General features: G+C 66.6%; 19 protein-coding genes. 8 read left to right on the forward strand and 11 right to left on the reverse strand.

The window, feature by feature from the left end; genetic code table 11:
- The first annotated feature begins 66 nt into the window (after nucleotides 1-66).
- The 3 genes from WKB25_RS15025 (at nucleotide 67) to WKB25_RS15035 (ending at nucleotide 4746) form a co-directional block, all read left to right on the forward strand.
- Complete coding sequence (locus tag WKB25_RS15025) at nucleotides 67-2736, forward strand: polysaccharide deacetylase family protein (protein ID WP_340571528.1); 2670 nt, start codon at nucleotides 67-69, stop codon at nucleotides 2734-2736.
- A gap of 3 nt (nucleotides 2737-2739) precedes the next feature.
- The gene (gene mnmE, locus WKB25_RS15030) at nucleotides 2740-4089 is read left to right on the forward strand and encodes a tRNA uridine-5-carboxymethylaminomethyl(34) synthesis GTPase MnmE (protein ID WP_340571529.1); all 1350 of its coding nucleotides are present in this window, start codon (nucleotides 2740-2742) and stop codon (nucleotides 4087-4089) included.
- Between the two features lie 69 nt (nucleotides 4090-4158).
- On the forward strand, nucleotides 4159-4746 hold the full coding sequence (locus tag WKB25_RS15035) for a sce7726 family protein (RefSeq protein ID WP_340571532.1): 588 nt from the start codon (nucleotides 4159-4161) through the stop codon (nucleotides 4744-4746).
- On the opposite strand, the gene WKB25_RS15040 is transcribed toward WKB25_RS15035, so the two are convergent.
- Nucleotides 4694-5776, reverse strand: a complete 1083-nt coding sequence (locus WKB25_RS15040) for a beta family protein (protein WP_340571534.1) — start codon at nucleotides 5774-5776, stop codon at nucleotides 4694-4696. The genes WKB25_RS15035 and WKB25_RS15040 overlap by 53 nt on opposite strands.
- Before the next feature lie 220 nt (nucleotides 5777-5996).
- Here WKB25_RS15040 and WKB25_RS15045 point away from each other — a divergent pair, with 220 nt between their 5' ends.
- Entirely contained in the window at nucleotides 5997-7112 is a 1116-nt protein-coding gene (locus tag WKB25_RS15045; RefSeq protein WP_099819416.1) for a glycerophosphodiester phosphodiesterase, read from the forward strand.
- A gap of 149 nt (nucleotides 7113-7261) precedes the next feature.
- On the opposite strand, the gene WKB25_RS15050 is transcribed toward WKB25_RS15045, so the two are convergent.
- Together WKB25_RS15050 and WKB25_RS15055 are read right to left on the reverse strand one after the other, a co-directional pair.
- Entirely contained in the window at nucleotides 7262-8032 is a 771-nt protein-coding gene (locus tag WKB25_RS15050) for a rhomboid family intramembrane serine protease (protein ID WP_089241925.1), read from the reverse strand.
- Between the two features lie 107 nt (nucleotides 8033-8139).
- Nucleotides 8140-9102 (reverse strand): TerC family protein, encoded by a 963-nt coding sequence (locus tag WKB25_RS15055; RefSeq protein WP_340571535.1) that lies wholly within the window; start codon nucleotides 9100-9102, stop codon nucleotides 8140-8142.
- Between the two features lie 350 nt (nucleotides 9103-9452).
- Here WKB25_RS15055 and WKB25_RS15060 point away from each other — a divergent pair, with 350 nt between their 5' ends.
- On the forward strand, nucleotides 9453-10622 hold the full coding sequence (locus WKB25_RS15060) for a class I SAM-dependent rRNA methyltransferase (protein WP_340571536.1): 1170 nt from the start codon (nucleotides 9453-9455) through the stop codon (nucleotides 10620-10622).
- Between the two features lie 72 nt (nucleotides 10623-10694).
- Here the strand turns inward: WKB25_RS15060 and WKB25_RS15065 are convergent, their stop codons facing one another.
- On the reverse strand, nucleotides 10695-11561 hold the full coding sequence (locus WKB25_RS15065) for a hypothetical protein (protein WP_340571538.1): 867 nt from the start codon (nucleotides 11559-11561) through the stop codon (nucleotides 10695-10697).
- A complete protein-coding gene (locus WKB25_RS15070) occupies nucleotides 11558-12376 on the reverse strand; it encodes a protein klaA (RefSeq protein ID WP_340571540.1) in 819 nt (272 codons plus the stop codon). Before WKB25_RS15070 ends, WKB25_RS15065 begins: the two co-directional genes overlap by 4 nt.
- A 157-nt stretch (nucleotides 12377-12533) precedes the next feature.
- Between WKB25_RS15070 and WKB25_RS15075 the strand changes: the two genes are divergently transcribed.
- Nucleotides 12534-13775: a dipeptidase gene (locus WKB25_RS15075; RefSeq protein ID WP_312705148.1), complete on the forward strand. Its 1242-nt coding sequence runs from the start codon at nucleotides 12534-12536 to the stop codon at nucleotides 13773-13775.
- 117 nt (nucleotides 13776-13892) lie between these two features.
- Here WKB25_RS15075 and WKB25_RS15080 read toward each other — a convergent pair whose 3' ends face one another.
- The 3 genes from WKB25_RS15080 to WKB25_RS15090 form a co-directional block, all read right to left on the reverse strand.
- Nucleotides 13893-15320, reverse strand: coding sequence for an amino acid permease (locus tag WKB25_RS15080; protein WP_340571544.1), 1428 nt, complete (start codon nucleotides 15318-15320; stop codon nucleotides 13893-13895).
- A 154-nt stretch (nucleotides 15321-15474) separates the two neighbouring features.
- The gene (locus tag WKB25_RS15085) at nucleotides 15475-15888 is read right to left on the reverse strand and encodes a hypothetical protein (protein WP_100461695.1); all 414 of its coding nucleotides are present in this window, start codon (nucleotides 15886-15888) and stop codon (nucleotides 15475-15477) included.
- Between the two features lie 46 nt (nucleotides 15889-15934).
- The gene (locus tag WKB25_RS15090; RefSeq protein WP_205404600.1) at nucleotides 15935-17023 is read right to left on the reverse strand and encodes an aldo/keto reductase; all 1089 of its coding nucleotides are present in this window, start codon (nucleotides 17021-17023) and stop codon (nucleotides 15935-15937) included.
- Nucleotides 17024-17122: 99 nt separating this feature from the next.
- Between WKB25_RS15090 and WKB25_RS15095 the strand changes: the two genes are divergently transcribed.
- On the forward strand, nucleotides 17123-18091 hold the full coding sequence (locus WKB25_RS15095; protein ID WP_265952070.1) for a LysR family transcriptional regulator: 969 nt from the start codon (nucleotides 17123-17125) through the stop codon (nucleotides 18089-18091).
- Here the strand turns inward: WKB25_RS15095 and leuE are convergent.
- Nucleotides 18029-18658 (reverse strand): leucine efflux protein LeuE, encoded by a 630-nt coding sequence (gene leuE, locus WKB25_RS15100; RefSeq protein ID WP_340571549.1) that lies wholly within the window; start codon nucleotides 18656-18658, stop codon nucleotides 18029-18031. The genes WKB25_RS15095 and leuE overlap by 63 nt on opposite strands.
- 12 nt (nucleotides 18659-18670) lie before the next feature.
- Nucleotides 18671-19645, reverse strand: coding sequence for a LysR family transcriptional regulator (locus WKB25_RS15105; protein WP_340571551.1), 975 nt, complete (start codon nucleotides 19643-19645; stop codon nucleotides 18671-18673).
- 89 nt (nucleotides 19646-19734) lie between these two features.
- On the opposite strand from WKB25_RS15105, the gene WKB25_RS15110 reads away from it, so the two are divergent.
- Nucleotides 19735-20742 (forward strand): zinc-binding alcohol dehydrogenase family protein, encoded by a 1008-nt coding sequence (locus WKB25_RS15110; RefSeq protein WP_340571552.1) that lies wholly within the window; start codon nucleotides 19735-19737, stop codon nucleotides 20740-20742.
- Nucleotides 20743-20887: 145 nt separating this feature from the next.
- Here WKB25_RS15110 and WKB25_RS15115 read toward each other — a convergent pair whose 3' ends face one another.
- Nucleotides 20888-21493 (reverse strand): glutathione S-transferase N-terminal domain-containing protein, encoded by a 606-nt coding sequence (locus WKB25_RS15115; RefSeq protein WP_340571553.1) that lies wholly within the window; start codon nucleotides 21491-21493, stop codon nucleotides 20888-20890.
- Nucleotides 21494-21501 lie beyond the last annotated feature (8 nt).

The raw sequence follows: 21501 nt of genomic DNA on the forward strand, positions 1-21501 counted from the left end.
AAGGCGGGCTTTTCGCATGCGGCGTTAGAATCGCCGGCACACCATTCCTCATTGTTCGAGTCCCCCATGCCGCGTGCGCCGTCGTTCCGCCTGTTCCTGCCCAGCCTGCTGCTGACCCTGCTCGTGGCCGGCTGCGGTGACAAGGACGCGCAGGCACCGGCGGCGGTCACCCAGCCGAGCGCACAGGCTGCCGCTGCCGCCGACCCGGCCGCAGCCCCGCTGCTTGGCGCATTGCAGAAGCAGCTCGACGGCTATCGCCGGATCATCGTGCTGCTGGCCGATGAGGAAAAGCAGTCCGCGGCCGATCGCTCCACCTCCACCCGCATCGGCCAGCAGCTGTTCCACGATGGCCTGGAACAGCGCAGCGCCATCGCCGCGCAGTTCGACACGCTGCTGCGTGGTAGCAGCCCGCAGCGCTTCGCTGCCCTGGGCACGGTGCTGGATTACATCGAGTCGGCGCCGGAACTGTTCGATGCCGACCGCCTGGCGTTCCGCGAGGTGCTGCGCGACCTGCACGAACGCATCGGCGCCGATTCCTCGTTGCCGGCGGTGAAGCTGCACCAGCGCATCGGCGAAGACCTTGAAGCGCTGGATGAGATCGAGCGCAACTACAACCAGGAACTGACCCGCATCTTCAGCCGCTTCGAGCGCACCCGTGCCATCGAACTGAAGCGCGAGAAGTGGGACGACTACATCGCGCACCTGCATAAGGACTACAGCCGCGAAGCGATCCTGCGCGACTACGGCGTGATCGAGCCGTACCCGATGTCGATGAAGGACAGCGACCGCGAGATCTTCGGCCGCGACCTGCCGCCGAAGACGGTGGTACTGACCTTCGACGATGGCCCGCACAAGGCCTATACCGACGAAGTGGTGGCCATCCTCAAGCGCTACGACGTACCGGGCGTGTTCTTCGAGGTCGGCCGTAACCTCGGCAAGGTCGAGACCGACGGCAAGGTCAGCCTCGGGCCGATGGCGAAGATCAGCCGCAACCTGATGGAAGAGGGCTACGCCGTCGGCAACCACAGCCTGACCCATGCGCAGCTGTCGCGTACCACCGGCGATGCGCTGCGCCAGCAGGTGCTGGACACCGACACCCTGCTGAAGGACGTGGACAGCAAGCGTGCACCGCTGTTCCGCTTCCCGTATGGCGCGCGCAACGCCGAAGGCCTGCAGCTGCTGAACGAAGCGGGCCTGAAGTCGATCATGTGGAACATCGATTCGATGGACTGGGCCGACCCGGTGCCTGAGTCGATCGTGCAGCGCGTGCTCGACCAGGTGAACAAGGAACAGCGCGGCATCATCCTGTTCCACGATATCCACGACCGCGCGGTGAAGGCACTGCCGCAGATCCTGGATCGGCTGATCGCCGATGGCTATCAGTTCGCCGGCTGGAATGGCCGCGACTTCAGCGTCGCCCGACCGCGCAAGGGCAGCGACCGCGATGCCACCGTCACCACCGGCTATGAAAAATCGTGGGCGATCGTGGTCGGCATAGACAACTACGCCAAGTGGCCGAAGCTGGAGTATGCCAGCCACGATGCGCAGGCCGTGGCCGATACGCTGACCGGGCAGTTCGGCTTCCCGTCCTCGCAGGTGATCGTGCTGAAGAACGAGCAGGCCACCCGCAACAACATCCTGGCCGCCTTCCACGACCGCCTGTCCGATGACCGCACCAGCAGGAATGATCGCGTATTCGTGTTCTTCGCCGGCCATGGCGCGACGCGCCAGCTCGCCTCCGGTCGTGACCTGGGCTACATCATCCCGGTCGATTCGGACCCGAAGGAATTCGCCACCGACGCCATCGCGATGACCGACATCCAGAACATCGCCGAGAGCATGCAGGCCAAGCATGTGATGTTCGTGATGGATGCCTGCTACAGCGGCCTCGGTTTGACCCGCGGCGGTCCTTCGTCGTCGTCGTTCCTGCGCGAGAACGCGCGCCGCAGCGCGCGGCAGATGCTGACCGCCGGCGGTGCCGACCAGCAGGTGGCCGATGCCGGCCCGAACGGACACTCAGTGTTTACCTGGGTGCTGCTGCAGGCATTGGCCGGCAAGGGCGACCTCAATGGCGATGGCCTGATCACCGGTACCGAGCTGGCCGCCTATGTGGCGCCGGCGGTGTCGGCGGTCTCGCAGCAGACGCCGGCGTTCGGCAGCCTGCCCGGTTCGCAGGGCGGCGAGTTCGTGTTCCAGGTGCCGGACAGCCAGGAATACCTCAACGCCGATACCCGGCAGCTGACGCCCGATGCGATCGCCCTGAACAACAAGGTTGATGCCGCGCAGGATGCCAAGGGCGCCCAGGCGCCGGTGACCGTGGCCGACCTGCAGGGCGGCAAGGCCAAGCTGGTGGTGCCGACCGCCGGCCCGGCCTCCGACCGCCAACGCGCGCAGCAGGCCAATGACCGTGGCCTGCAGCTGTACCGCGAGAAGCAGTACGACGAAGCCGCCCTCCAGTTCACCGAGGCGCTGAAGCTGCGCCCGGACTTCGCCCAAGCGGCCAACAACCTCGGCTTTGTCTACTACCGCCAACAACGCTACGCCGAAGCGGCGCGCTGGCTGGAGAACACACTGAAGATCGATCCGTCGCGCGCGGTGGCCCATCTGAACCTGGGCGATGCGTACTTCCACGCGGGCGACAAGGCCAAGGCGAAGCAGGCCTACAGCACCTACCTGGCGCTGCAGCCGCAGGGCAGTGGTGCGGCGCAGGCGCGCGCGCAGCTGGAGAAGCTCTGAGCGATGAACGAGATGACCCGCACCGAGACCATCGTGGCCATTGCCAGCGCACCGGGTGCGGGTGGCGTCGGCCTGCTGCGCCTGTCAGGCCCGCGCGCCACAGCGATTGCCAACGCGCTCGGCGCTCCGACGCTGCGCCCGCGCCATGCACATTACGCGCGCCTGCGCGATGCCGATGGCGAGGTCATCGACGATGGCATCGTGCTGTGGTTCCCGGCACCCAACAGCTTCACCGGCGAAGAAGTGGTGGAGCTGCAGGGCCATGGCAGCCCGGTGCTGCTGCAGCAACTGGTCGCGCGCTGCATCGCACTTGGCGCGCGCCAGGCGCGGCCGGGCGAGTTCAGCGAGCGTGCGTTTCTCAACGGCAAGCTCGACCTGGCGCAGGCCGAAGCCATCGCCGATCTGATCGCCGCCGGTGACAACCGCGCCGCACGTGCTGCACGCCGTTCGCTGGATGGTGTGTTCTCGCGTCGTATCGATGCAGTGGTCGAACAGCTGGTACTGCTGCGCATCCACGTGGAAGCGGCCATCGATTTCGCCGATGAGCCGCTGGATACGCTGGGCGGTGCACAGGTGCGACGCGGGCTGGAGCAAGCCCGCAGCGACCTGGCCTTGCTGCGTCGTGATGCCGAGCGCGGCCGTCGCCTGCGCGATGGCCTGCATGCCGTGCTGATCGGCCCACCGAATGCCGGCAAGAGTTCGCTGTTGAACGCGCTGGCCGGCAGTGAGCGCGCCATCGTCACCGACATCGCCGGCACCACCCGCGACACGCTGCGCGAGACCATCCGCCTGGACGGACTGGAACTGACCCTGGTTGATACCGCCGGTCTGCGCGATGGCGGTGATGCCATCGAGCGCGAAGGCATGCGCCGCGCGCATGTGGAAATCGAGCGCACCGACCTGGCGCTGATCGTGCTGGACGCGCGTGACCCGGCGGCGGGTGAAGCGGCGCTGGGCGATGCCGTGGCCGGCGTGCCACACAAGGTCTACATCCACAACAAGTCGGATCTACTGTTGGCAACGCCCGAACAGGACGACCCGGACCGCGTGTTCGTTTCCGCCGCGACCGGCGCGGGACTGGACGACCTGCATGCGCGCCTGCGTTCGATCGCCTCGGCCGGTGCGGGCGAGCAGGTGGACGGCGAGTTCTCCGCGCGCACCCGCCATGTGGATGCCATCGAGCGCGCGCAGGAACATGCGCAGCGTGCCGATGCAGAGCTGGTGCACGAGCACCTGGAGCTGGCGGCCGAGGAGCTGCGGTTGGCGCACGATGCGCTGGGCGAGATTACCGGGCAGATGAGCGCGGATGACCTGCTGGGAAGGATTTTCTCCAGTTTCTGCATCGGCAAGTAGTGCCGCGGTGAACTGCGACATGCCTGGGTTTCATGCAGTACAGCGACTCCCTCTTGGTACGATTCGACAATGGACCCGATAACCGACAGCGACGTCAGATCCGCGCTCCTTCGCAAGGTGATCGCCGAGCATGTGGCCAATCCCCATACGCTGGTCGTGGAGGAGATGGGGCTCGCCCGCGGCGCCTGCCGTGTTGATGTCTGTGTCATCAATGGGCATCTGCACGGATACGAGATCAAGAGCGACGTCGACACGCTGCGCAGGCTCCCTGTGCAGCAGCAGTTCTATTCAAATGTTCTCGACAAAGCGACGATTGTCGTGGGGCAGCGGCATCTTGACCACGCACTGGACGTCTTGCCGGATTGGTGGGGCGTACGTAGGGTATCGCGCGGCGCGCGCAATGCGGTGCGAATGGAGCTTTTACGACCCGCCAGACTCAATCCGTCGGTCAATGGGATGGACGTTGCCGCCCTTCTCTGGCGTGATGAGATCACAACACTGATCTGTGCAAGGAACCCGGACAAGGCAGCGCTGCGCGGCAACCGCACAGCGCTGTGCGAGCGGCTTGCAGAGGTGTACAGCCTCGCCGAGATCCGCACGCTGGTCAGGGAACAGTTGAAGCGCCGGACAGATTGGCGAGGTCGCGAACAACCTTAGTCAGGTGGTGGTTAGTCGCCACCGTCGGCCAGGTTGAACTTCCGCCCGTGCTGGCGACGCTGTTGGCGCAATCTTCGATGTACTTGTCGCCAGCACTGTAAGTTCGCCCCATGAATACCACAGGACGATCAGAGATCAGGTGCCTGCACAGGTCGCGATACTGGTCGCGGCCATTGCGTTTGACCTGGGTGCCGACAATGATCCGCCATTGGTCATCGATCGTGTACTTGATCTTTGCATTCGGATCGAACAGACGTGGGTCCATCATCTCGGTCTGTGGTGACGCGCATCCGTAGTCACCGAACCATGGCTGACGCAGCGGGGTACTGGCAGCGAGCCGGGTGTACCCACGCCATTCGCGACGATGAACATCTCCATGAGGACGATACCCTGCTGACGGGTTCAGGCTTGCAGGGAAGCTTCCGCCGGCCACGGTGAGCGATCTCCACCGGCTGATGTATGGCAGTGCCGCGATCCATGCCTGCCAAATCGATGCCTGCAGTGTCGGAGAATCTGCGACATCTGCCGCGCTGTCCAGAACGACGTCCACCAGTTCTGGTGTTACGCCCAGGAGATGCATCAAGCCGTCGATCTTTGCCGAAGGATTGCCTTCCAGGTCATCGGGAATCAAGCGCAGTGCGCATCCACGACCATCCTGGGCGATGATGCTGGCGACTGCCTGTTGATACGCCAGATGCCGCCCGAGACCGGTGACAGGGATAGCCTGGCAGGCCGACGTCCGCGCGAGATCGAAGACGCGCGTGAGGTGATGGTCTCCATTGGCCATCGTGTCGTCGCCGGCAAGATGTGGTGAATCGAACAGGCAGCGGCGCTTCTTCCAGTTGGTGCTCAATCGCCTGCCGACATTCTTCAGATGGTCGTCGAGCGACTTGGCGGGTGCATCGTTCTCGAAGTCCCACTGCTCGACCGGGATCTCGAACAGGGGATACATCCAGTCCTTGATGGTCTCGCGTGTACGACCTACAGCGAGGTACTCACCTTGCCGCCATTTCAGGATGGGCACGTACATTGTTTTCTCCATGGTCTGGTCCTCTGCCAACATCGGTGTTGGTCAGTCGAGGCTATGACCCGTCCTTTCCGCGGTTCAATCGGAAAAATTGCAGAATCGGATCCGAATGGAGATCAGCGCGATCATTGGCCGACCGCAGGCAGCCGAATACCGGCTCCCCCAACCTGTCACATTCCCGCCGCATACTGACGCCCATCACAAACCGCTTGGGGAAGTCGCAGTGAAGTCGTGGGGTCGTGCGTTGCTGTTGTCGCTGGCCGTGGCACCATCGGTGGCCATGAGTGCTGAATCCTCCCCTCCGGCCGCGCCCAAGGTGTCGGTCTACGGTCATCGCGGCGCAAGCGCGCTGTTGCCCGAGCACACCTTGGCGGCCTATGCGCAGGCCATCGCCGACGGCGCCGATTACATCGAACCGGACCTGGTGATGACCAAGGACGGGGTGATGGTGGCCCGCCACGAGAACGAGATCGGCGGCACCACCGATGTGGCCGAGCACAAGGAATTCGCCAAGCGCAAGACCCGCAAGGTCATCGACGGGCAGACGGTCGAAGGCTGGTTCACCGAAGACTTCACCCTGGCCGAGCTGAAGACCCTGTACGCTCGCGAGCGCCTGCCGGAGTTCCGCAGCACCGCGTATGACGGCCAGTTCCGCATCGCCAGCCTGGACGAGATCCTGGCGTTCCTGGTGCAGCAGGCAGGTCGTGCCAACCGTGGCATCGGCCTGGTGCCGGAGATCAAGCATCCAACCTACTTCCAGTCGATCGGCCTGCCGATGGAAGACAAGGTGCTGGCTGCGCTGCGTGGCAACGCCTATACCAACGTCGGCCCGGTCACCATCCAGTCGTTCGAGACCGCCAACCTGCGTTACCTGCGCGGCAAGATCCCGCGTGGCAGCAACATCCGCCTGCTGCAGCTGCTGTGGAAAGGCGACACCCAGCCGGCCGACATCGCCAAGGCCGGCGGTGCGCTGACCTATGCGCAGATGATGACGCCAGCAGGTCTGAAGGACATCGCGACCTATGCCGATGGCATCGGCCCGGAGCTGCGCTCGATCATCCCGCTGGATGCCAACGGTGCGCTGGGCACGCCGACGTCGCTGGTGCGCGATGCGCACGCGGTGGGCCTGATGGTGATCCCGTACACCTTCCGCCCGGAGAACCACTTCCAGGCCAGCAACCTGCGCAAGGGCGCGGACAATGCGCGCAATGCGGAGGGGTCGATCGCCGAGATGCGCGCCTACCTGGCGACCGGCATCGATGCCTTCTTCACCGATGACCCGGCACTGGGCCGGCAGGCGGTGGATGGCATGGGCGCGGCGGGAAACGCGGCGGATTGATACGCCGGTGGTAGATGCCGACCTTGGTTGGCACGCGGTCGCCGTGGGGTCATGAACGCCGGAGGCAGGAGCGCCGACCAAGGTCGGCGGCTGCCGGGTCATCGGTGATCGGGGTCAGAGCCCCTTCGGGGATCCGACCCCGCCACCGCTCAGCCGCGCGGGTCTTCCGGCCGCCGGAACGGGACGACCACATAGTCCTGCCCTTCGCGCGGCTGCCACAGCACCGGTACGCGCTGCGGCGACGGCGGCTCGAGTTCGTCGTCGGCCAGCGGCTCGACCTCTTCTTCCTCGTCTTCCCAGCTGTAACGCGGGCGCGGCGGCAACGGGTCGGCATTGCGGAACAGCAGCGCGGCGATGATGCCGGCGAAGGCACCGCCCATGTGCGACTGCCAGGACACGCCGTCGGCGTGCGGCAGCACGGTCATCAGCATGCCGCCGTAGAACAGCATGCCGATCAGCCCGGTGGCGATGGCCGCGCGGTCGCGGCGCAGCAGGCCGAGGCTGGCCAGCAGGAACATCAGGCCGTGGGTGACGCCACTGGCGCCGAGATGGAAGCTGCCGGGGTTGCCCAGCATCCACGCACCGATGCCCGAACCGACCCACAGCAGGGGCAGGGCACGTAGCGTGGCCTTCGGATAAACGCTGCCGGCGAGGGTGCCGAGGATCAGGATCGCGGCGCTGTTGGCGGCGATGTGTTCGACCGAGGCATGCAGCAGCGGCCCGCCGATCAGGCCGAGCAGGCCCTTGGCTTCCAGCGGTGCCACGGCCCAGGGTCGCCAGTCGAAATGGTCCTGCAGGGCGAACACGGCCACCAGCACCAGCACGGCGGCCAGGCTGGCGTTGAAGGCGCGCAGGATACGCGTGCGGTCGTTGCGATCGGCCGGCGCGTCGCCGGCGGGCAGGGGCGCGTTCGTGTTCATACCCTCAGCAATGGCGGTGGCCGGCGCGAAACCAAGGCCACCGCTGCGGGAGAGTGGGGGCGGCCGGCGGGACAATCCAACCGGCCGTGCCGTTCAACAGGTCAGGCTCAGGCCTGGCCTTCGCCTTCCTTCGGTGGGTACTTCAGGCTCAGCACCACGGTCGTGGCAATGATCACCGCGACCACGCCCAGCGAGATCGGGGTCGGGATCTTGAACAGGTCGATGATCATCATCTTGATACCGATGAAGGCCAGCACCAGCGCCAGGCCGTACGGCAGCAGGTGGAAGCGGTCGGCCATGCCGGCCAGCAGGAAGAACATCGCACGCAGGCCGAGCACCGCGAACACGTTGGAGGTCAGCACGATGAACGGGTCGGTGGTGATCGCGAAGATCGCCGGGATGCTGTCCACCGCGAAGATCACGTCGGTTACTGCGATCAGGATCAGCACCGCGAACAGCGGGGTGAACCAGCGCACGCCGTCGCGCTTGACGCTCATCGCGTTGCCTTCGTAATCCGGCAGCAGGCGCAGGTGCTTGCGCATCCAGCGCAAGGCCGGATTGGCTTCCAGGTCAGGCTCCTGGCCCGCGGCGAACCACATCTTCCAGCCGGTGAAGAGCAGGAAGGCGCCGAACACGTAGAGCAGCCAATGGAACTGGGTGATCAGCACGCTACCGGCGAAGATCATGATCGTACGCAGCACGATCGCACCCAGGATGCCGATGATCAGCACCTTCTGGCGCTGTTCCTCCGGCACCGCGAAGTAGCTCATGATCATCAGGAAGACAAAGATGTTGTCCACCGCCAGCGCCTTCTCGACCAGATAGCCGGTCAGGAACTCCAGGCCGACCTTGTTGGCCACGACCTGGCCGGCGGTCTCGTTCAGGTAGAACCAGAGGCCGCCGTTGAAGGCCAGCGCCAGCGCGACCCAGCCGATGGACCACCACAGGGCCTCCTTGAAGGTGACCTTGTGCGGGCCACCATGGCGCATCAATACGAGGTCGACCAGCAGGGCGATGACCACCACCGCTGCGAAGCCGCCCCACAACCACAAATTACCGATCGTCTGCATGGGTTTGTCCGTTGGGAAATGAAAAATGCCTCAAGCCGGACGGCGAGGATCTGCAACGGAGGATCGGGAGGGGATCCGGGGACAGAGCTTCGCCAGTACGGCGAAGGTCTCGCTCGCAGTTCCGATGGGCGGGAACTGCCGTTGCACCGGAGCCTGCGGGCTCGAATTGACGGCGACAACGTCTGGGAGCTACTCCCCTTCTGCCGCCGATTCTGCGGCCTGGCCTGGCCGGCGTCAAATGCCCTGGGGCCGGGCCAGCTCTGGTAGGTGCCAACCTTGGTTGGCACACCGGCCCGGGGGTCAGAGCCCCTGTGGGGATCTGACCCCAGCGCCCGGTTTACAATGGGCGGATGAATACCCCCCTTCCCGTTGTCCGCCTCAAGAACGCGTGGCGTTCCAGCCACCCGTGGATCTTCCAGAAACTGGTCGAGAAGCCGACCGTCCGGCCCAAGCCCGGCTCCCTCGTCGACGTCGTCGGCGTGGATGGCGAGTTCATCGGCCGTGGTTTCTACAACGGGCATTCGCGTATTGCCGTACGCATCCTCGAAACCGACCCGCAGATCCCGGTGGATGCCGGCTGGTTCTCGCGCAAGATCGCCCAGGCGGTATCGCTGCGCCGTGAGGTGCTGAAGCTCGATGCGGTGTCCGACGCCTGGCGCGTGGTGCACAGCGAAGGCGACGGTCTGTCCGGCCTGGTGGTGGACCGTTACAACGACCTGGTGGTGGTGGAGTTCTTCGCCGCCGGCATGTTCCGCCACCGCGAGTGGATCTACGACGCCCTGCGCGAACAGTTCCCGGGCTGCCGCTTCCACAGCTTCGCCGACGAGCACGTACAGAAGCAGGAAAGCTTCGACTTCCACGGCAACACCACCACCGAAGCATCGGTGATCACCGAGTACGGCATCAAGTTCCGCGCCGACCCGGCCGGTGCGCACAAGACCGGTTTCTTCGCCGACCAGCGCGAGAACCGTGAGTGGCTGAGCCAGCAGGTGGAAGGCAAGAGCGTGCTTGACCTGTGCTGCAACACCGGTGGTTTCGCGGTGTATGCGGCCGCGCGCGGTGCATCGGAAGTGGTCGGCATCGACATCGATGAAGACGTCATCCAGATCGCCAAGGGCAATTCGCGCCTGAACAACGTGCGCCCGAAGTTCGTCCAGTCCGACATCTTCCCGTGGCTGCGTGATGCGGCCAACCGCGGTGAGCAGTACGACGTGGTGATCCTGGACCCGGCGAAGATGACCCGCGACCGTGAGCAGGTGATCACCGCGCTGAAGAAATACCTGGACATGAACAAGCTGGCGCTGGGCGTGGTCAAGCCCGGTGGCCTGTTCGCCACGTTCTCCTGCACCGGCCTGGTGGCCGAGGACCAGTTCCTCGACATGTTGCGTCGTGCAGCGTACTTCTCCGGCCGCACCATCCAGATCCTGAAGGTGGCCGGCGCTGGTCCGGACCATCCGTTCATGGCCCACGTGCAGGAATCGCGTTACCTGAAGGCCGTGTTCTGCCGCGTGGTGGACTGACCTACGGGGTGTGGAGCCGGGCGATGCCCGGCTCCCCCACACAGCGCCGAAGACTGCCCCCGCGCGCCGGCCTCAGGGCTGCGCGCGGGGCGGCGCAGGAACCGGCTGCAGCTGCTGCAGCAACCCGTTGATCACTTCGGACCTGCGCCGCAGATGGTGGCCGAGCACGATCGCCACCGCACCCAATGCAAGCAGCGCCGGTACCGCGAGCAGCGCGAGCACCCAGCCGACGTCGAACAGAAGCCAGCCCAGCAGACGCTGCTGATGCCATCGCTGCGACCGTTCAGAGCGGGGCAGCCCTGCTGCATTCTCGAAGCGGGACTGCATTGCCGGCGATACCGGAACGCCGATGTCCTCGCCATTGGCCAGCGCGCGTGCGGTGGCAACCACGGCTGGCGAGGCCACGCCGTAGGGCAGCTCCTGCTGTGCACGCAGATAGGCCTGCCACTGCGGGCTGAAACTGCTGAAGTCCGGACTGGCGATGAGCGCGTCCAGCTGCCGATGGTCGAGCCGATCGCCCTGGCCCATGGCGGGTGCGGTGATGCCCATGCTTCCCCACGCACCGCACAGCAGCATCGAACCCAGCGCGAACGACCAGGCGAAGCGGCGAACGCGATGGCGGCCGAGCAGGTCGCGCACACCGAAGTACATCCACACCAGCAGCAAGGGGGTCATGACCAGCAGGATGAGCAGCTGCTTTCCTGTGTCCTTCCCCCCATGGCCGGCCGGCACGTGCGCCCACGAAGGCGGACCGAGTTCGGTGCCGGTGAAGGCCAGCGCCATGTAGGACAGTGCCGTGGCCGCTAGCGGAATGCAGGCCAGGCCGAAGACCCGCAGCAGCGAGGCCCGCCGGTAGAACGCGCGCAGGCCCGGAACGGCTTCCGCCCGCGCCTGCAGATCCGGCGGGATCTGCAGCGGATCGCGTACCGGCGCGCTCATGCCGGCACCGCCGATGTGCGCAGCAACTGCTGCAGGGCCTGTTTCAGCTGGTCCTGTGCCTGTGCCGCGCTGGCGATCATCTGCGGGCTGGCATTGTCGCTGTTGTGCAGCGCCTGGATGGTCTGGCGCCAGATCGGCAACAGGATCTGCACCGTCTCGCCGTAACGGTCCAGCAGGTCGATGGCATGGCTGCGTGCCATCTGCACCTGCATCCGGCTCATCGAATGGCTGGCCAGCAGCGCGGTCAGGTTGGCTACGCGGCGTTGCAGCCGCTCGACCGGACGGTCGAGCACCGGCGCATCATCGGCGCTGTCGACGGTGGCTGGCAGTTCCTGCAGGAACTGTACGCCTGCATCGATGTACACCTGCAGCCGCACACCCTGCACGTCATGCTCGAGCAGCTGCGCATCCAGTCGATCGACGCTGGCGCGCACGGCGATGGCCTCGCGCTCGATCCTGGCCAGTACATCGCCGTTGCTGCCCATGGCGATGCGCCGGCGCAGGCGTTCTTCGATATCGGCACCGGTGAACCGCTGCCACCACCCCGCGCGCTGCAGCAGGGCATTGGGATCGTGCTCGGACAGCCGGCTGACCAGCTCAGCAAGCGCCTGCGCCAGCGCGTTGGCGCTGCCATCCTGCCAGGCCGGCTCGGCGCTGGCGTTGGCCAGGTCGGCCGGACCATAGCGGCCGATGTCGGTGCGCCCGGCAAACAACGTTGGCAGCACATCACGCTTGAGCTGTTCAACGGTGACCATGCTGGCGGGGACAGGCGCTTCGTCCTGCACGGGCAGCGCCGGAGGCTGGGACTTCGACATCGGTGTTTCCATTCCATGGTCGACGCAGCACGCGGTGCCGCACGCTGCCTTTATCGGCTGCGGGCGAGTGTAATGGAGCCGGCTGGCCAATGCGGCACTACCCGCGTTGGTCGTCCCGGCGCTATGGTCGTGTCCTTCCCATTGCCGGTGGATGCCCATGCCGTCGTTGCGTCGTCTCTCCCTGCTGCTCGCGCTGGCGCTGAGTGCGCCGCTGTCCGCCCATGCCATCGACTTCAGCGCGCAGGAACTGGCCCGGGCCAAGGCACTGCAGCAGCGCCTGCTGACCCTGGACAGCCATCTGGATACGCCGGCCAACTTCGGCCGCGACGGCTTCGACATCGAGCAGCGGCACGACCGCAATGCGCTCTCGCAGGTGGATTACCCGCGCATGGTCGAAGGCGCGCTGGATGGCGGCTTCTTTGCGATCTACACCGACCAGGGCGATCGCACTGCTGCTGCGCATCTGGCCGAGCGCGATCACGGCCTGCAGCGTCTGCTGGAGATCCGCGAAATGCTGGCCGCCAACCCCGAGCGCTTCGCGCTGGCGCTGACCGCCGATGACGCGGCGCGCATCAAGGCCGCCGGCAAGCGCGTGGTCTACATCAGCATGGAGAACGCCAGCCCGCTGGTGGCCGATCCCAGCCTGCTCTCGTTCTATCACCGTGCCGGGCTGCGCCTGCTCAGCACCGTGCACTTCGCCAACAACGAGTTCGCCGATTCGGCCACCGACCCCAAGGGCGCGGAGTGGAAAGGCCTGAGCCCGGCCGGCAAGGACCTGGTGCGGCAGGCGGTGAAGCTGGGCATCGTCATCGACCAGTCGCACGCCTCCGATGCCGTGTTCGACGATCTGCTGGCGATGATGCCGGTGCCGTTCGTGTTGTCGCACAGCTCGGCCAAGGCGATCTACGACCACCCACGCAACCTCGATGACGCGCGCCTGCGCCGCCTGGCCAAGGCCGGCGGCGTGATCCAGGTGAACGCGTATGGCGGCTACCTGATCGACACCGCCAAGTCGCCCGAGCGCAAGCAGGCCGAAGAGGCCCTGAGCAAGCAGCTGGGTGGCTGGGAAGGCATGACCATCGAACAGGGCGTGGCGCTGCAGAAGGCCGAGCAGGCACTGGACCACGAACATCCGGTGCGCCATGCCAGCCTGGACGACTTCTTCGCCCACTTCGAGCACATCCTCAAGGTCGTCGGCCCCGAGCACGTCGGCATTGGGCTGGACTGGGATGGTGGCGGTGGCCTGAGCGACCTGCCAGATGTCAGTCAGTTGCCGAAGATCACCGCGTGGCTGTTGCGCAAGGGCTACACCGAGCAGCAGATCGCCGCCATCTGGGGAGGCAACCTGCTGCGGGTGATGCGCCAGGCGCAGGACTACGCGGCAAAGCAGGGCGGCTAGCCGCCCTGCGGTAGTGCCGGCCGCTGGCCGGCAACTGCATGCAGCCAATTGATGCGGAGGTTGCCGGCCAGCGGCCGGCACTACCAGAACGATGCCGGGTCATGCCCGGCGGCGCCCTTATTTCGCGATCAGCGCGTTGCGACGGCTGTAGGCGAAGTACAGCACCAGGCCGACCACGTTCCACGCCAGGAAGTACAGCTGGGTGGTGTGCGGCAGGCTGATGAACAGGTAGATGCAGCCCAGTGCCGCCAGCGGGCCGACGATGAACGCCAACGGCGTGCGGAAGGTGCGCTCGCGGTTCGGTTCACGCACGCGCAGCACCACCAGGCAGATGCCAACGGCGGTGAACGCGGCCAGGGTGCCGGCATTGGCCAGCGCGGCGATCTCGTCCAGGCGCGCCACACCGGCCAGCGCCGACACCACCACGGCGGTGAACAGCGTGGTCGCCACCGGCGTGCCGGTGCGCGCGTTGACCTTGGACAGGCCACGCGGCAGCAGGCCATCGCGGCTCATGACGAAGAAGATGCGGCTCTGGCCATACAGGAACGCGAGCAGCACGGTCGGCAGGGCGATGATCGCGATCACGCCGATCAGCATCGCGGCGGTCGGCTGGCCCAGCTGACGCATGATCAGTGCCAGCGGTTCGGCACTCTGGCCGAACACGGTGTAGCTCATCGCACCGATCGCGGCCAGCGCCACCAGCACGTACACGATGGTGCAGCCGACCATCGAGCCGATGATGCCGATGGACAGGTCGCGGCCGGGGTTCTTGGTTTCTTCGGCGGCGGTGGAGATCGCATCGAAGCCGTAGAACGCGAAGAAGATGATCGCCGCTGCCGCCATCACGCCGCGCTCGACGCCATCCGGTCCCAGCGTCTTGGCGAACCCATAGGGCATGAACGGTTGCAGGTTGTTGGCGTCGAACGCCGGCAGGGCCACCGCCACGAAGATGGCCAGCGCGATCAGCTTGAACACGACCAGGATCGCGTTGAGGGTGGCGCTCTCCTTGGTACCGGCCATCAGCATCAGGGCGACCAGCCAGGTGATGACGATGGCGGGCAGGTTGATCATGCCGCCATCGACGTGCGGGCCCGCCGCGAGCATGGCCGGCAGGCGCAGGTCCCAGCCGAACTGGGTATGCACCCATTCCAGGAAGCCGACGAAATAGCCCGACCAGCCGACCGCCACGGTACTCACCACCAGCGAGTACTCCAGGATCAGGCTCCAGCCCACCACCCAGGCGAAGACTTCGCCCAGGGCACTGTAGCTGTAGGTATAGGCGCTGCCGGCGGCCGGCATCATCGTGGACAGTTCGGCGTAGGCCAATGCCGCGCAGGCACACACCGCGCCGGCGATGGCGAAGGAGATCAGCACGGCGGGGCCGGCGCGGTCGGCACCGACGCCGATCAGGGTGTAGATGCCGGTGCCGACGATGGCGCCGATGCCGAGCGCGATCAGGTGCGGCCAGCTGAGGGTCGGGACCAGGCGCCGGCCGGCTTCGTGGACGGTGACGGAATCTAGGGACTTGCGCCGGAGCAGGGACATGCAGGCCTCGGAAGGGGGGACTGAGAACGACAAGTCCCCGAGTGTGACCGAACGCAGCGCAGCATTGCCACTGACGGGGGTCATGGCCGGCACAGCGCGCGCTGGACTGTGGGCACGCTGCCGGAATCGGCACAAACGGCCTCAGTCCAGGCGGCTACCAGTGACAGCCGTCGTCCTGGAAGGCGTTGAAGTCTTCTTCGAAATCCGTGCGGCGACCGTCTCGGGCCCGCACGTAGCTGAAGCTGTAGATCCGTGCGCCCTGCGTGCTCAGCGTGTAGTGACCGTTGATGCGGCCCTCAACGCGCTCTTCCCAGACAGTATCGAACTGGTAGGGGCGGTCTTCGTCCAGCACCGTGGTCTCTTCGGAAACCCGGTGCAGCGGCAGGCGCTCGCGGTGCCCGGCGTAGCGCACGTCGGCGCGGCCATCGTCCAGCCAGCGCCATTCCAGGTGGATCGTGCCGTTGGCACCGCCGGTGAGGCAGCGGTGATCAGGTGCGGCCGTGGCCGATCCACTGGCAAGCAGCAACACCAGGGCTGCAGCGACCGCGAGCGTTGGTGTTGCGGCCATGGCGCCTCCTTCCAGCATGGGGCGCCAGCATAGCGCGCCCCCGGTATTACCTGCCCGGTGCGCGTGGCTGCAGACGCGTACCACCGCTCATCAGCATGCGCGGCAGCGGCATCTGCAGGAAGTCGTGCGGGAAGGCCGGCGCGACCGCGCTGATCGCATCCAGCCGTGCCAACGCCTCAGCCGGCAGCGCCAGATCCAGCGCCGCCAGGTTGTGTTCCAACTGGTCCAGGGTGCGTGCACCGACGATCGGCATGGCCCCGGCCGCGGGTCGTTGCAGCAACCAGGCCAGAGCGACCTGCGCAGCCGAGTGCGACAGCTCTGCCGCGATCGCAGCGACTTCCCCGGCGATGTTCAACGAACGCGGCGTCAACGCGCCATTGATGAGCGCGACATTACGTCTGGAACCACCCGGCGCGGCCTCGGCGGTCTCGGCTGCGGCCAGGTCCGCCGCGCTGTATTTGCCGGTCAGCACGCCGCTGCCCAGCGGCGACCACGCCACCACGCCCAACCCGAGCGCATCGGCCATCGGCAGCAGTTCGTGTTCGACGCTGCGCTGGATCAGGCTGTATTCGATCTGCAGCGCCACCAATGGCGACCAGCCGCGTAGATCGGCCAGGGTCTGCATGCGCGCGATCTGCCAGGCTGGCGTGTCCGAGATGCCGGCGTACAGCACCTTGCCGCTGCGCACGAGGTCGTCGAAACCGCGCATCACCTCGTCCACGCCGGTGGTGTCGTCCCAGGCGTGCAGGTACAGCAGATCCAGGTAGTCGGTGCCGAGCCGGCGCAGGCTGTCCTCCACCGAGCGCATCATGCTCTTGCGATGGTTGCCGGCGTTGTTCGGATCGCCCGGCACGGTCGCCAGGGTGTACTTGCTGGCGATCACCAGCCGTTCGCGGCGGCCTTGGGCGAACCGCCCGAGCAGGGTCTCTGCGCTGCCATTGGTGTAGTTGTTCGCGGTATCGACGAAGTTACCGCCACGTTCGACGTAGGCATCGAAGATGCGGCGGGCCTCGGCTTCGTCCGCGCCCCAACCCCAGTCGGCACCGAAGGTCATCGTGCCCAGCGCCATCGGGCTGACACGCAGGCCGGAGCGGCCGAGCAGGCGGTAGTGATCAAGTGACATGTGGCATTCCATCGGAGGAGGCGGGTGTTCCGCCGGGAGGCCAAGCATCCGTCCGATGATCTTGTGGATAAACTGGATGCAGTCGAACTGACAATGAAGGAAGGCTTCACAATGGATCCCTCCGCACCGCTGTCTGCGGTGGTTGCCTTTGTCCACGTGGCCGACCACGCCAGCTTTACCCGCGCCGCCGATGCCCTGGGTGTCTCGACCTCGGCGCTGTCACAGAGCGTGCGTGCGCTGGAGGCGCGGATGGGCGTGCGCCTGTTGCAACGGACCACGCGCCGGGTGGGTCTGACCGAGCACGGCGCACGCTTCCTGCAGCGCGTGCGTGGCGGGTTGGCACAGATCGAATCGGCCTTCGACGACCTGGACAGCGCGCGGACGGTGCCGGCCGGTCGGCTGCGCATCACCCTGCCACGCATCGTTGCCGAACGCCGGGTTCTGCCGGCGCTGCCGTCCTTCCTGGCCCGGTATCCGCAGGTAGAGGTGGAATTGTGCGTGGAGCCGGCGCTGACCGATCTGGTCGCCGAGGGTTTCGACGCCGGCATCCGCCTGGGTGAATCGTTGGCGCAGGGCATGATCGCGGTGCCGATCGGGCCACCCGAGCGCCAGGTGGTGGTGGCCACGCCGGGCTACTTCGCGCGCCACGGGGTGCCGCTGAGCCCGCAGGAGTTGCAGGGCCACGACTGCATCGTCCATCGCCGCGCCAATGGCCGGCTCATGCCCTGGGAATTCAGCCGTGAGGGGCGTGACCTGGACGTAGCCGTCGCCGGGCGGCTGGTGTTCAACGATGCCGAACTGGCCTATGCGGCGGTGCTGGCTGGGCTCGGCATGGCGCAGGGCTTCGCTTCGCTGGTCGCCGACGACCTGGCTGCCGGCCGCCTGCGCAGCGTGCTGGAGGACTGGCAGCCGCCGTTCCCCGGCTTTCATCTGTACTACCCGGCGCGCGAGCATATGGCGCCCAAGCTGCGGGTGTTCATCGACCACCTGCGCGCGGCACTCCGCGCCGACGGGCTCTCAGCCGTTCAGGCCCAGGCGGATGCCGAAGCCGACCAGGAACAGGCCGGCCACACGCCGTAGCGCATCGCTGACCCGCGGGTGCTGGATCAACCGACGGCGGGCCAGGTTGCCGACCCAGATCAGCAGCGAGCAGTAGGCGATGCTGACCACGAAGATGATCCCGGCCAGCGCGGCGAACGTGGCGATGCCCTGATGGGCCTTCGGGTCGATGAACAGTGGCAGGAAGGCCATGTAGAACAGGATCGCCTTCGGATTGAGCAGGCTGACCAGGATCGCCTGGTGGAAGTAGCGTCCCGGCTGCATGCGCACCGGGCCAACTTCGGCACCGTCACCCTTGGGCGTGCGCAGCAGGCTGATGCCGACCCACACCAGATACGCCGCGCCGAGATACTGCACGGCATGGAACACCGTCGGATTGGCCTTCAGCAGCGCGGCCACGCCGGCCAATGCCAGCCACATCAGGATCTGGTCGCCAATCAGCAGGCCGGCCAGCGCCGTGTAGCCGCCGCGCACACCGCCACGACCGGTGGCGGTCAGCAGGGTGAAGGTGCCAGGTCCGGGCAGGGCCAGAAACACCAGCACGGCGACCAGAAATGTCCACAGGTCCTGGATGCCCATCCACGGCATGGCGCGATTCTCTTACAACGGGGGAGCACCATTGTCGGCCAGTGGCGTTGCAGGCGACAGGGGCACGTCGCCATGGCCGGGCATCGCGGACAGCAGCGGTTGCAGGTACTGGCGCAGCTGCGCGTGCAGTTGCCGCACGGCCGGTGAGAACTGCTTGCGGTGCGGGCACACCAACTGCAGGGGGATGTGGCTGCCGATGCCATCCAGCAGCACCTGCAGGCGTCCACCCAGCACATCGTCGCGCACGTCCAGCCAGGATTTGTAGGTGATGCCTTCGCCGGCGACCGCCCAGCGCCGCACCACGTCGGCGTCGTCGCAGACCAGTGGCCCGCGCACCGGGGTCACCACGCGGCGCCCCTCAAGCTCGAACGACCAGCGATCGTAGGCGCGCCCGCCGAGCTGGTAGACAAGGCAATCGTGTTCGCGCAGATCCTCCAGCCGTGAGGGCACACCACGCCGCCGCAGGTACTCGGGCGATGCGGCGAGTACGCGCCGGTTGCCTTCCAGCAACGGCAGGGCGACATAGCTGGCATCGTCGAAGTGACCGATGCGGATGGCCACGTCGACCGGGTCGCGGAACACGTCGGCCACTTCGTCGGACAGGCGCAGGTGCAGGCGCAGCCGTGGATGTGCGGCACGGAACGCAGTCAGCCACGGCAGCAGCAGGTTGCGGCCGAAGTCCGAGGGCGCCGACAACTGCAGGGTGCCGTGCAGTTCCGCATCCTCGCCCTGCACCCGCGCCTGGCCTTCGCGCAGGGTGGTCAGAACGTCCTGTGCATAGGGCAGGTACAGCGCGCCTTCGGCGGTCAGCCGCAGGCTGCGGGTGGTACGCACGAACAGGCGCAGGTCCAGTTCGCGTTCCAGCCGTGCCACCGCCGCGGCCACCTGGCCCGGCAGCAGGTCGGCCTCGCGCGCGGCCTGCGAGAAGCTGCCCAGCGCAGTGGTACGGACGAACAGCTGCAGATCGTCGAAACGGACCATTTTCATTGCTGCAGTGAAAGTGTTGACCGATTCTGCGCCTTTCTGCCCCCCTGCGCACGGCGCACGCTGTGGCCTCTCCTCACTGGATCTCCCCCATGCGCGCCATTGCCTACACCCATGCCGGCCTGCCGATCGACGACCCGCAGGCCCTGATCGACCTCGACCTGCCCCTGCCGCAGCCGGGCCCACGCGACCTGCGGGTGGCGGTGCGCGCGGTGGCGGTGAACCCGGTCGACACCAAGGTGCGACGCGGCGCTGCCACCGACGGCCCACGCGTGCTGGGGTGGGATGCGGTCGGCGTGGTCGATGCAGTTGGCAGCGAGGTGACCCTGTTCCAACCCGGCGACGCCGTGTACTACGCCGGTGTGATCGATCGCCCGGGCAGCAATGCCGAATACCAGCTGGTGGACGAGCGCAGCGTAGGCCGCAAGCCGGCCAGCCTGGACGATGCCGCCGCGGCGGCGCTGCCGCTGACCGCGATCACCGCATGGGAACTGTTGTTCGACCGCCTGCGCATCGCCGAAGGCGGTGGCGACGGTAAGACCCTGCTGGTGATCGGTGCAGCGGGCGGCGTCGGTTCGATCCTGGTGCAGTTGGCGCGTCGGCTGACCAAGCTGACGGTGATCGGTACCGCCTCGCGCCCGGAGACCCAGGACTGGGTGCAGGCGATGGGCGCGCACCATGTGATCGACCACACCCGGCCGCTGGCCGAGGGCCTGGCCCGGCTGGGCATCACCGAGGTGGACCACGTGGCCAGCCTGACCCACACCGACCAGCACTACGCACAGATCGTCGAGCTGCTGGCGCCGCAGGGGCAGCTGGGGCTGATCGATGATCCGGGCCAGATCGATGTGATGGCGCTGAAGCGCAAGGCGCTGTCGCTGCACTGGGAATCGATGTTCACCCGGCCGCTGTACAGGACCGCGGACATGCAGCGGCAGCACGAACTGCTGAACCGGGTGGCCGAACTGGTCGATGCCGGTGTGCTGCAGACCACGCTGGGTGAGCACTTCGGGCGCATCGACGCGGCCAACCTGCGCCGTGCGCACGCGCTGCTGGAGAGCCATCGGGCCAAGGGCAAGATCGTGCTGGAAGGCTGGTAAGGCCACGCCCTTCCTGTAGAGCCGAGCCCACGCTCGGCTGCTGTTGGCACATGCCGTTCAGCCGAGCATAGGCTCGGCTCTACACACGTACCTTCCGACGTGTCGACCAAGGTCGACACCTGCCAACAGCGGCGAGAACCTCTCCTCAGGCCACGCCGTTGTCCACGTAGGCGGTGAAACCCGGCTGCTGTCGCAGGCGCTCGAACCATGCTTCCACGTGGGGCAGCGCCGGTTTGCTACCGGGGGTGCTGCGCCAGCGCTGCGTCGACAGGCCGAGGACAATGTCGGCGAGGGTGAAGGTGCTTCCCGCCACGTAGGCGTTGCTGGCCGCCAGTTGCGCGTCCAGCGTGCCCATCAGCTGGTTCCAGTGCATCAGGCTGGCCTCGGCGCGTGCGTCGTCCGCGAAGTCGGGGTGCTGGCGCACGCGGGCCATGAACACGTGGCGCCAGGCGCTGTTGAGGTCGGTGGCCTGCCAGTCCATCCACTGCTCGACCCTGGCGCGGTCCTGCGCCACGGTGGGTAGCAGGTCATCGCGGCCCTGGCGGGCGGCCAGGTAGCGGCAGATGCTGTTGGACTCCCACAGCACGAAGTCGCCGTCGCGCAGCACCGGCACCTGCCGGTTCGGGTTGAGCGTGGCCAGCAGGTCCGGCGCGGGTGCCGGATCATGTGAGAACGCGAGATCGAGTTCGGCGCACAGCCACAGCACCTTGCGTACGTTGATCGAGGTGGGCTTTCCGTACAGAACAAACATGGGCTCGT

The sequence above is a fragment of the Stenotrophomonas sp. G106K1 genome (assembly GCF_037969685.1).
GTDB classification, from domain to species: Bacteria; Pseudomonadota; Gammaproteobacteria; order Xanthomonadales; family Xanthomonadaceae; genus Stenotrophomonas; species Stenotrophomonas lactitubi.

Coding starts and splice junctions, on each gene's coding strand:
- WKB25_RS15025 (WP_340571528.1), top strand. CDS start 67: ATGCCGCGTGCGCCGTCGTTCCGCCTGTTCCTGCCCAGCCTGCTGCTG.
- mnmE (WP_340571529.1), top strand. CDS start 2,740: ATGAACGAGATGACCCGCACCGAGACCATCGTGGCCATTGCCAGCGCA.
- WKB25_RS15035 (WP_340571532.1), top strand. CDS start 4,159: ATGGACCCGATAACCGACAGCGACGTCAGATCCGCGCTCCTTCGCAAG.
- WKB25_RS15040 (WP_340571534.1), bottom strand. CDS start 5,776: ATGTACGTGCCCATCCTGAAATGGCGGCAAGGTGAGTACCTCGCTGTA.
- WKB25_RS15050 (WP_089241925.1), bottom strand. CDS start 8,032: ATGAACACGAACGCGCCCCTGCCCGCCGGCGACGCGCCGGCCGATCGC.
- WKB25_RS15055 (WP_340571535.1), bottom strand. CDS start 9,102: ATGCAGACGATCGGTAATTTGTGGTTGTGGGGCGGCTTCGCAGCGGTG.
- WKB25_RS15060 (WP_340571536.1), top strand. CDS start 9,453: ATGAATACCCCCCTTCCCGTTGTCCGCCTCAAGAACGCGTGGCGTTCC.
- WKB25_RS15065 (WP_340571538.1), bottom strand. CDS start 11,561: ATGAGCGCGCCGGTACGCGATCCGCTGCAGATCCCGCCGGATCTGCAG.
- WKB25_RS15070 (WP_340571540.1), bottom strand. CDS start 12,376: ATGTCGAAGTCCCAGCCTCCGGCGCTGCCCGTGCAGGACGAAGCGCCT.
- WKB25_RS15075 (WP_312705148.1), top strand. CDS start 12,534: ATGCCGTCGTTGCGTCGTCTCTCCCTGCTGCTCGCGCTGGCGCTGAGT.
- WKB25_RS15080 (WP_340571544.1), bottom strand. CDS start 15,320: ATGTCCCTGCTCCGGCGCAAGTCCCTAGATTCCGTCACCGTCCACGAA.
- WKB25_RS15085 (WP_100461695.1), bottom strand. CDS start 15,888: ATGGCCGCAACACCAACGCTCGCGGTCGCTGCAGCCCTGGTGTTGCTG.
- WKB25_RS15090 (WP_205404600.1), bottom strand. CDS start 17,023: ATGGAATGCCACATGTCACTTGATCACTACCGCCTGCTCGGCCGCTCC.
- WKB25_RS15095 (WP_265952070.1), top strand. CDS start 17,123: ATGGATCCCTCCGCACCGCTGTCTGCGGTGGTTGCCTTTGTCCACGTG.
- leuE (WP_340571549.1), bottom strand. CDS start 18,658: ATGCCGTGGATGGGCATCCAGGACCTGTGGACATTTCTGGTCGCCGTG.
- WKB25_RS15105 (WP_340571551.1), bottom strand. CDS start 19,645: ATGAAAATGGTCCGTTTCGACGATCTGCAGCTGTTCGTCCGTACCACT.
- WKB25_RS15110 (WP_340571552.1), top strand. CDS start 19,735: ATGCGCGCCATTGCCTACACCCATGCCGGCCTGCCGATCGACGACCCG.
- WKB25_RS15115 (WP_340571553.1), bottom strand. CDS start 21,493: ATGTTTGTTCTGTACGGAAAGCCCACCTCGATCAACGTACGCAAGGTG.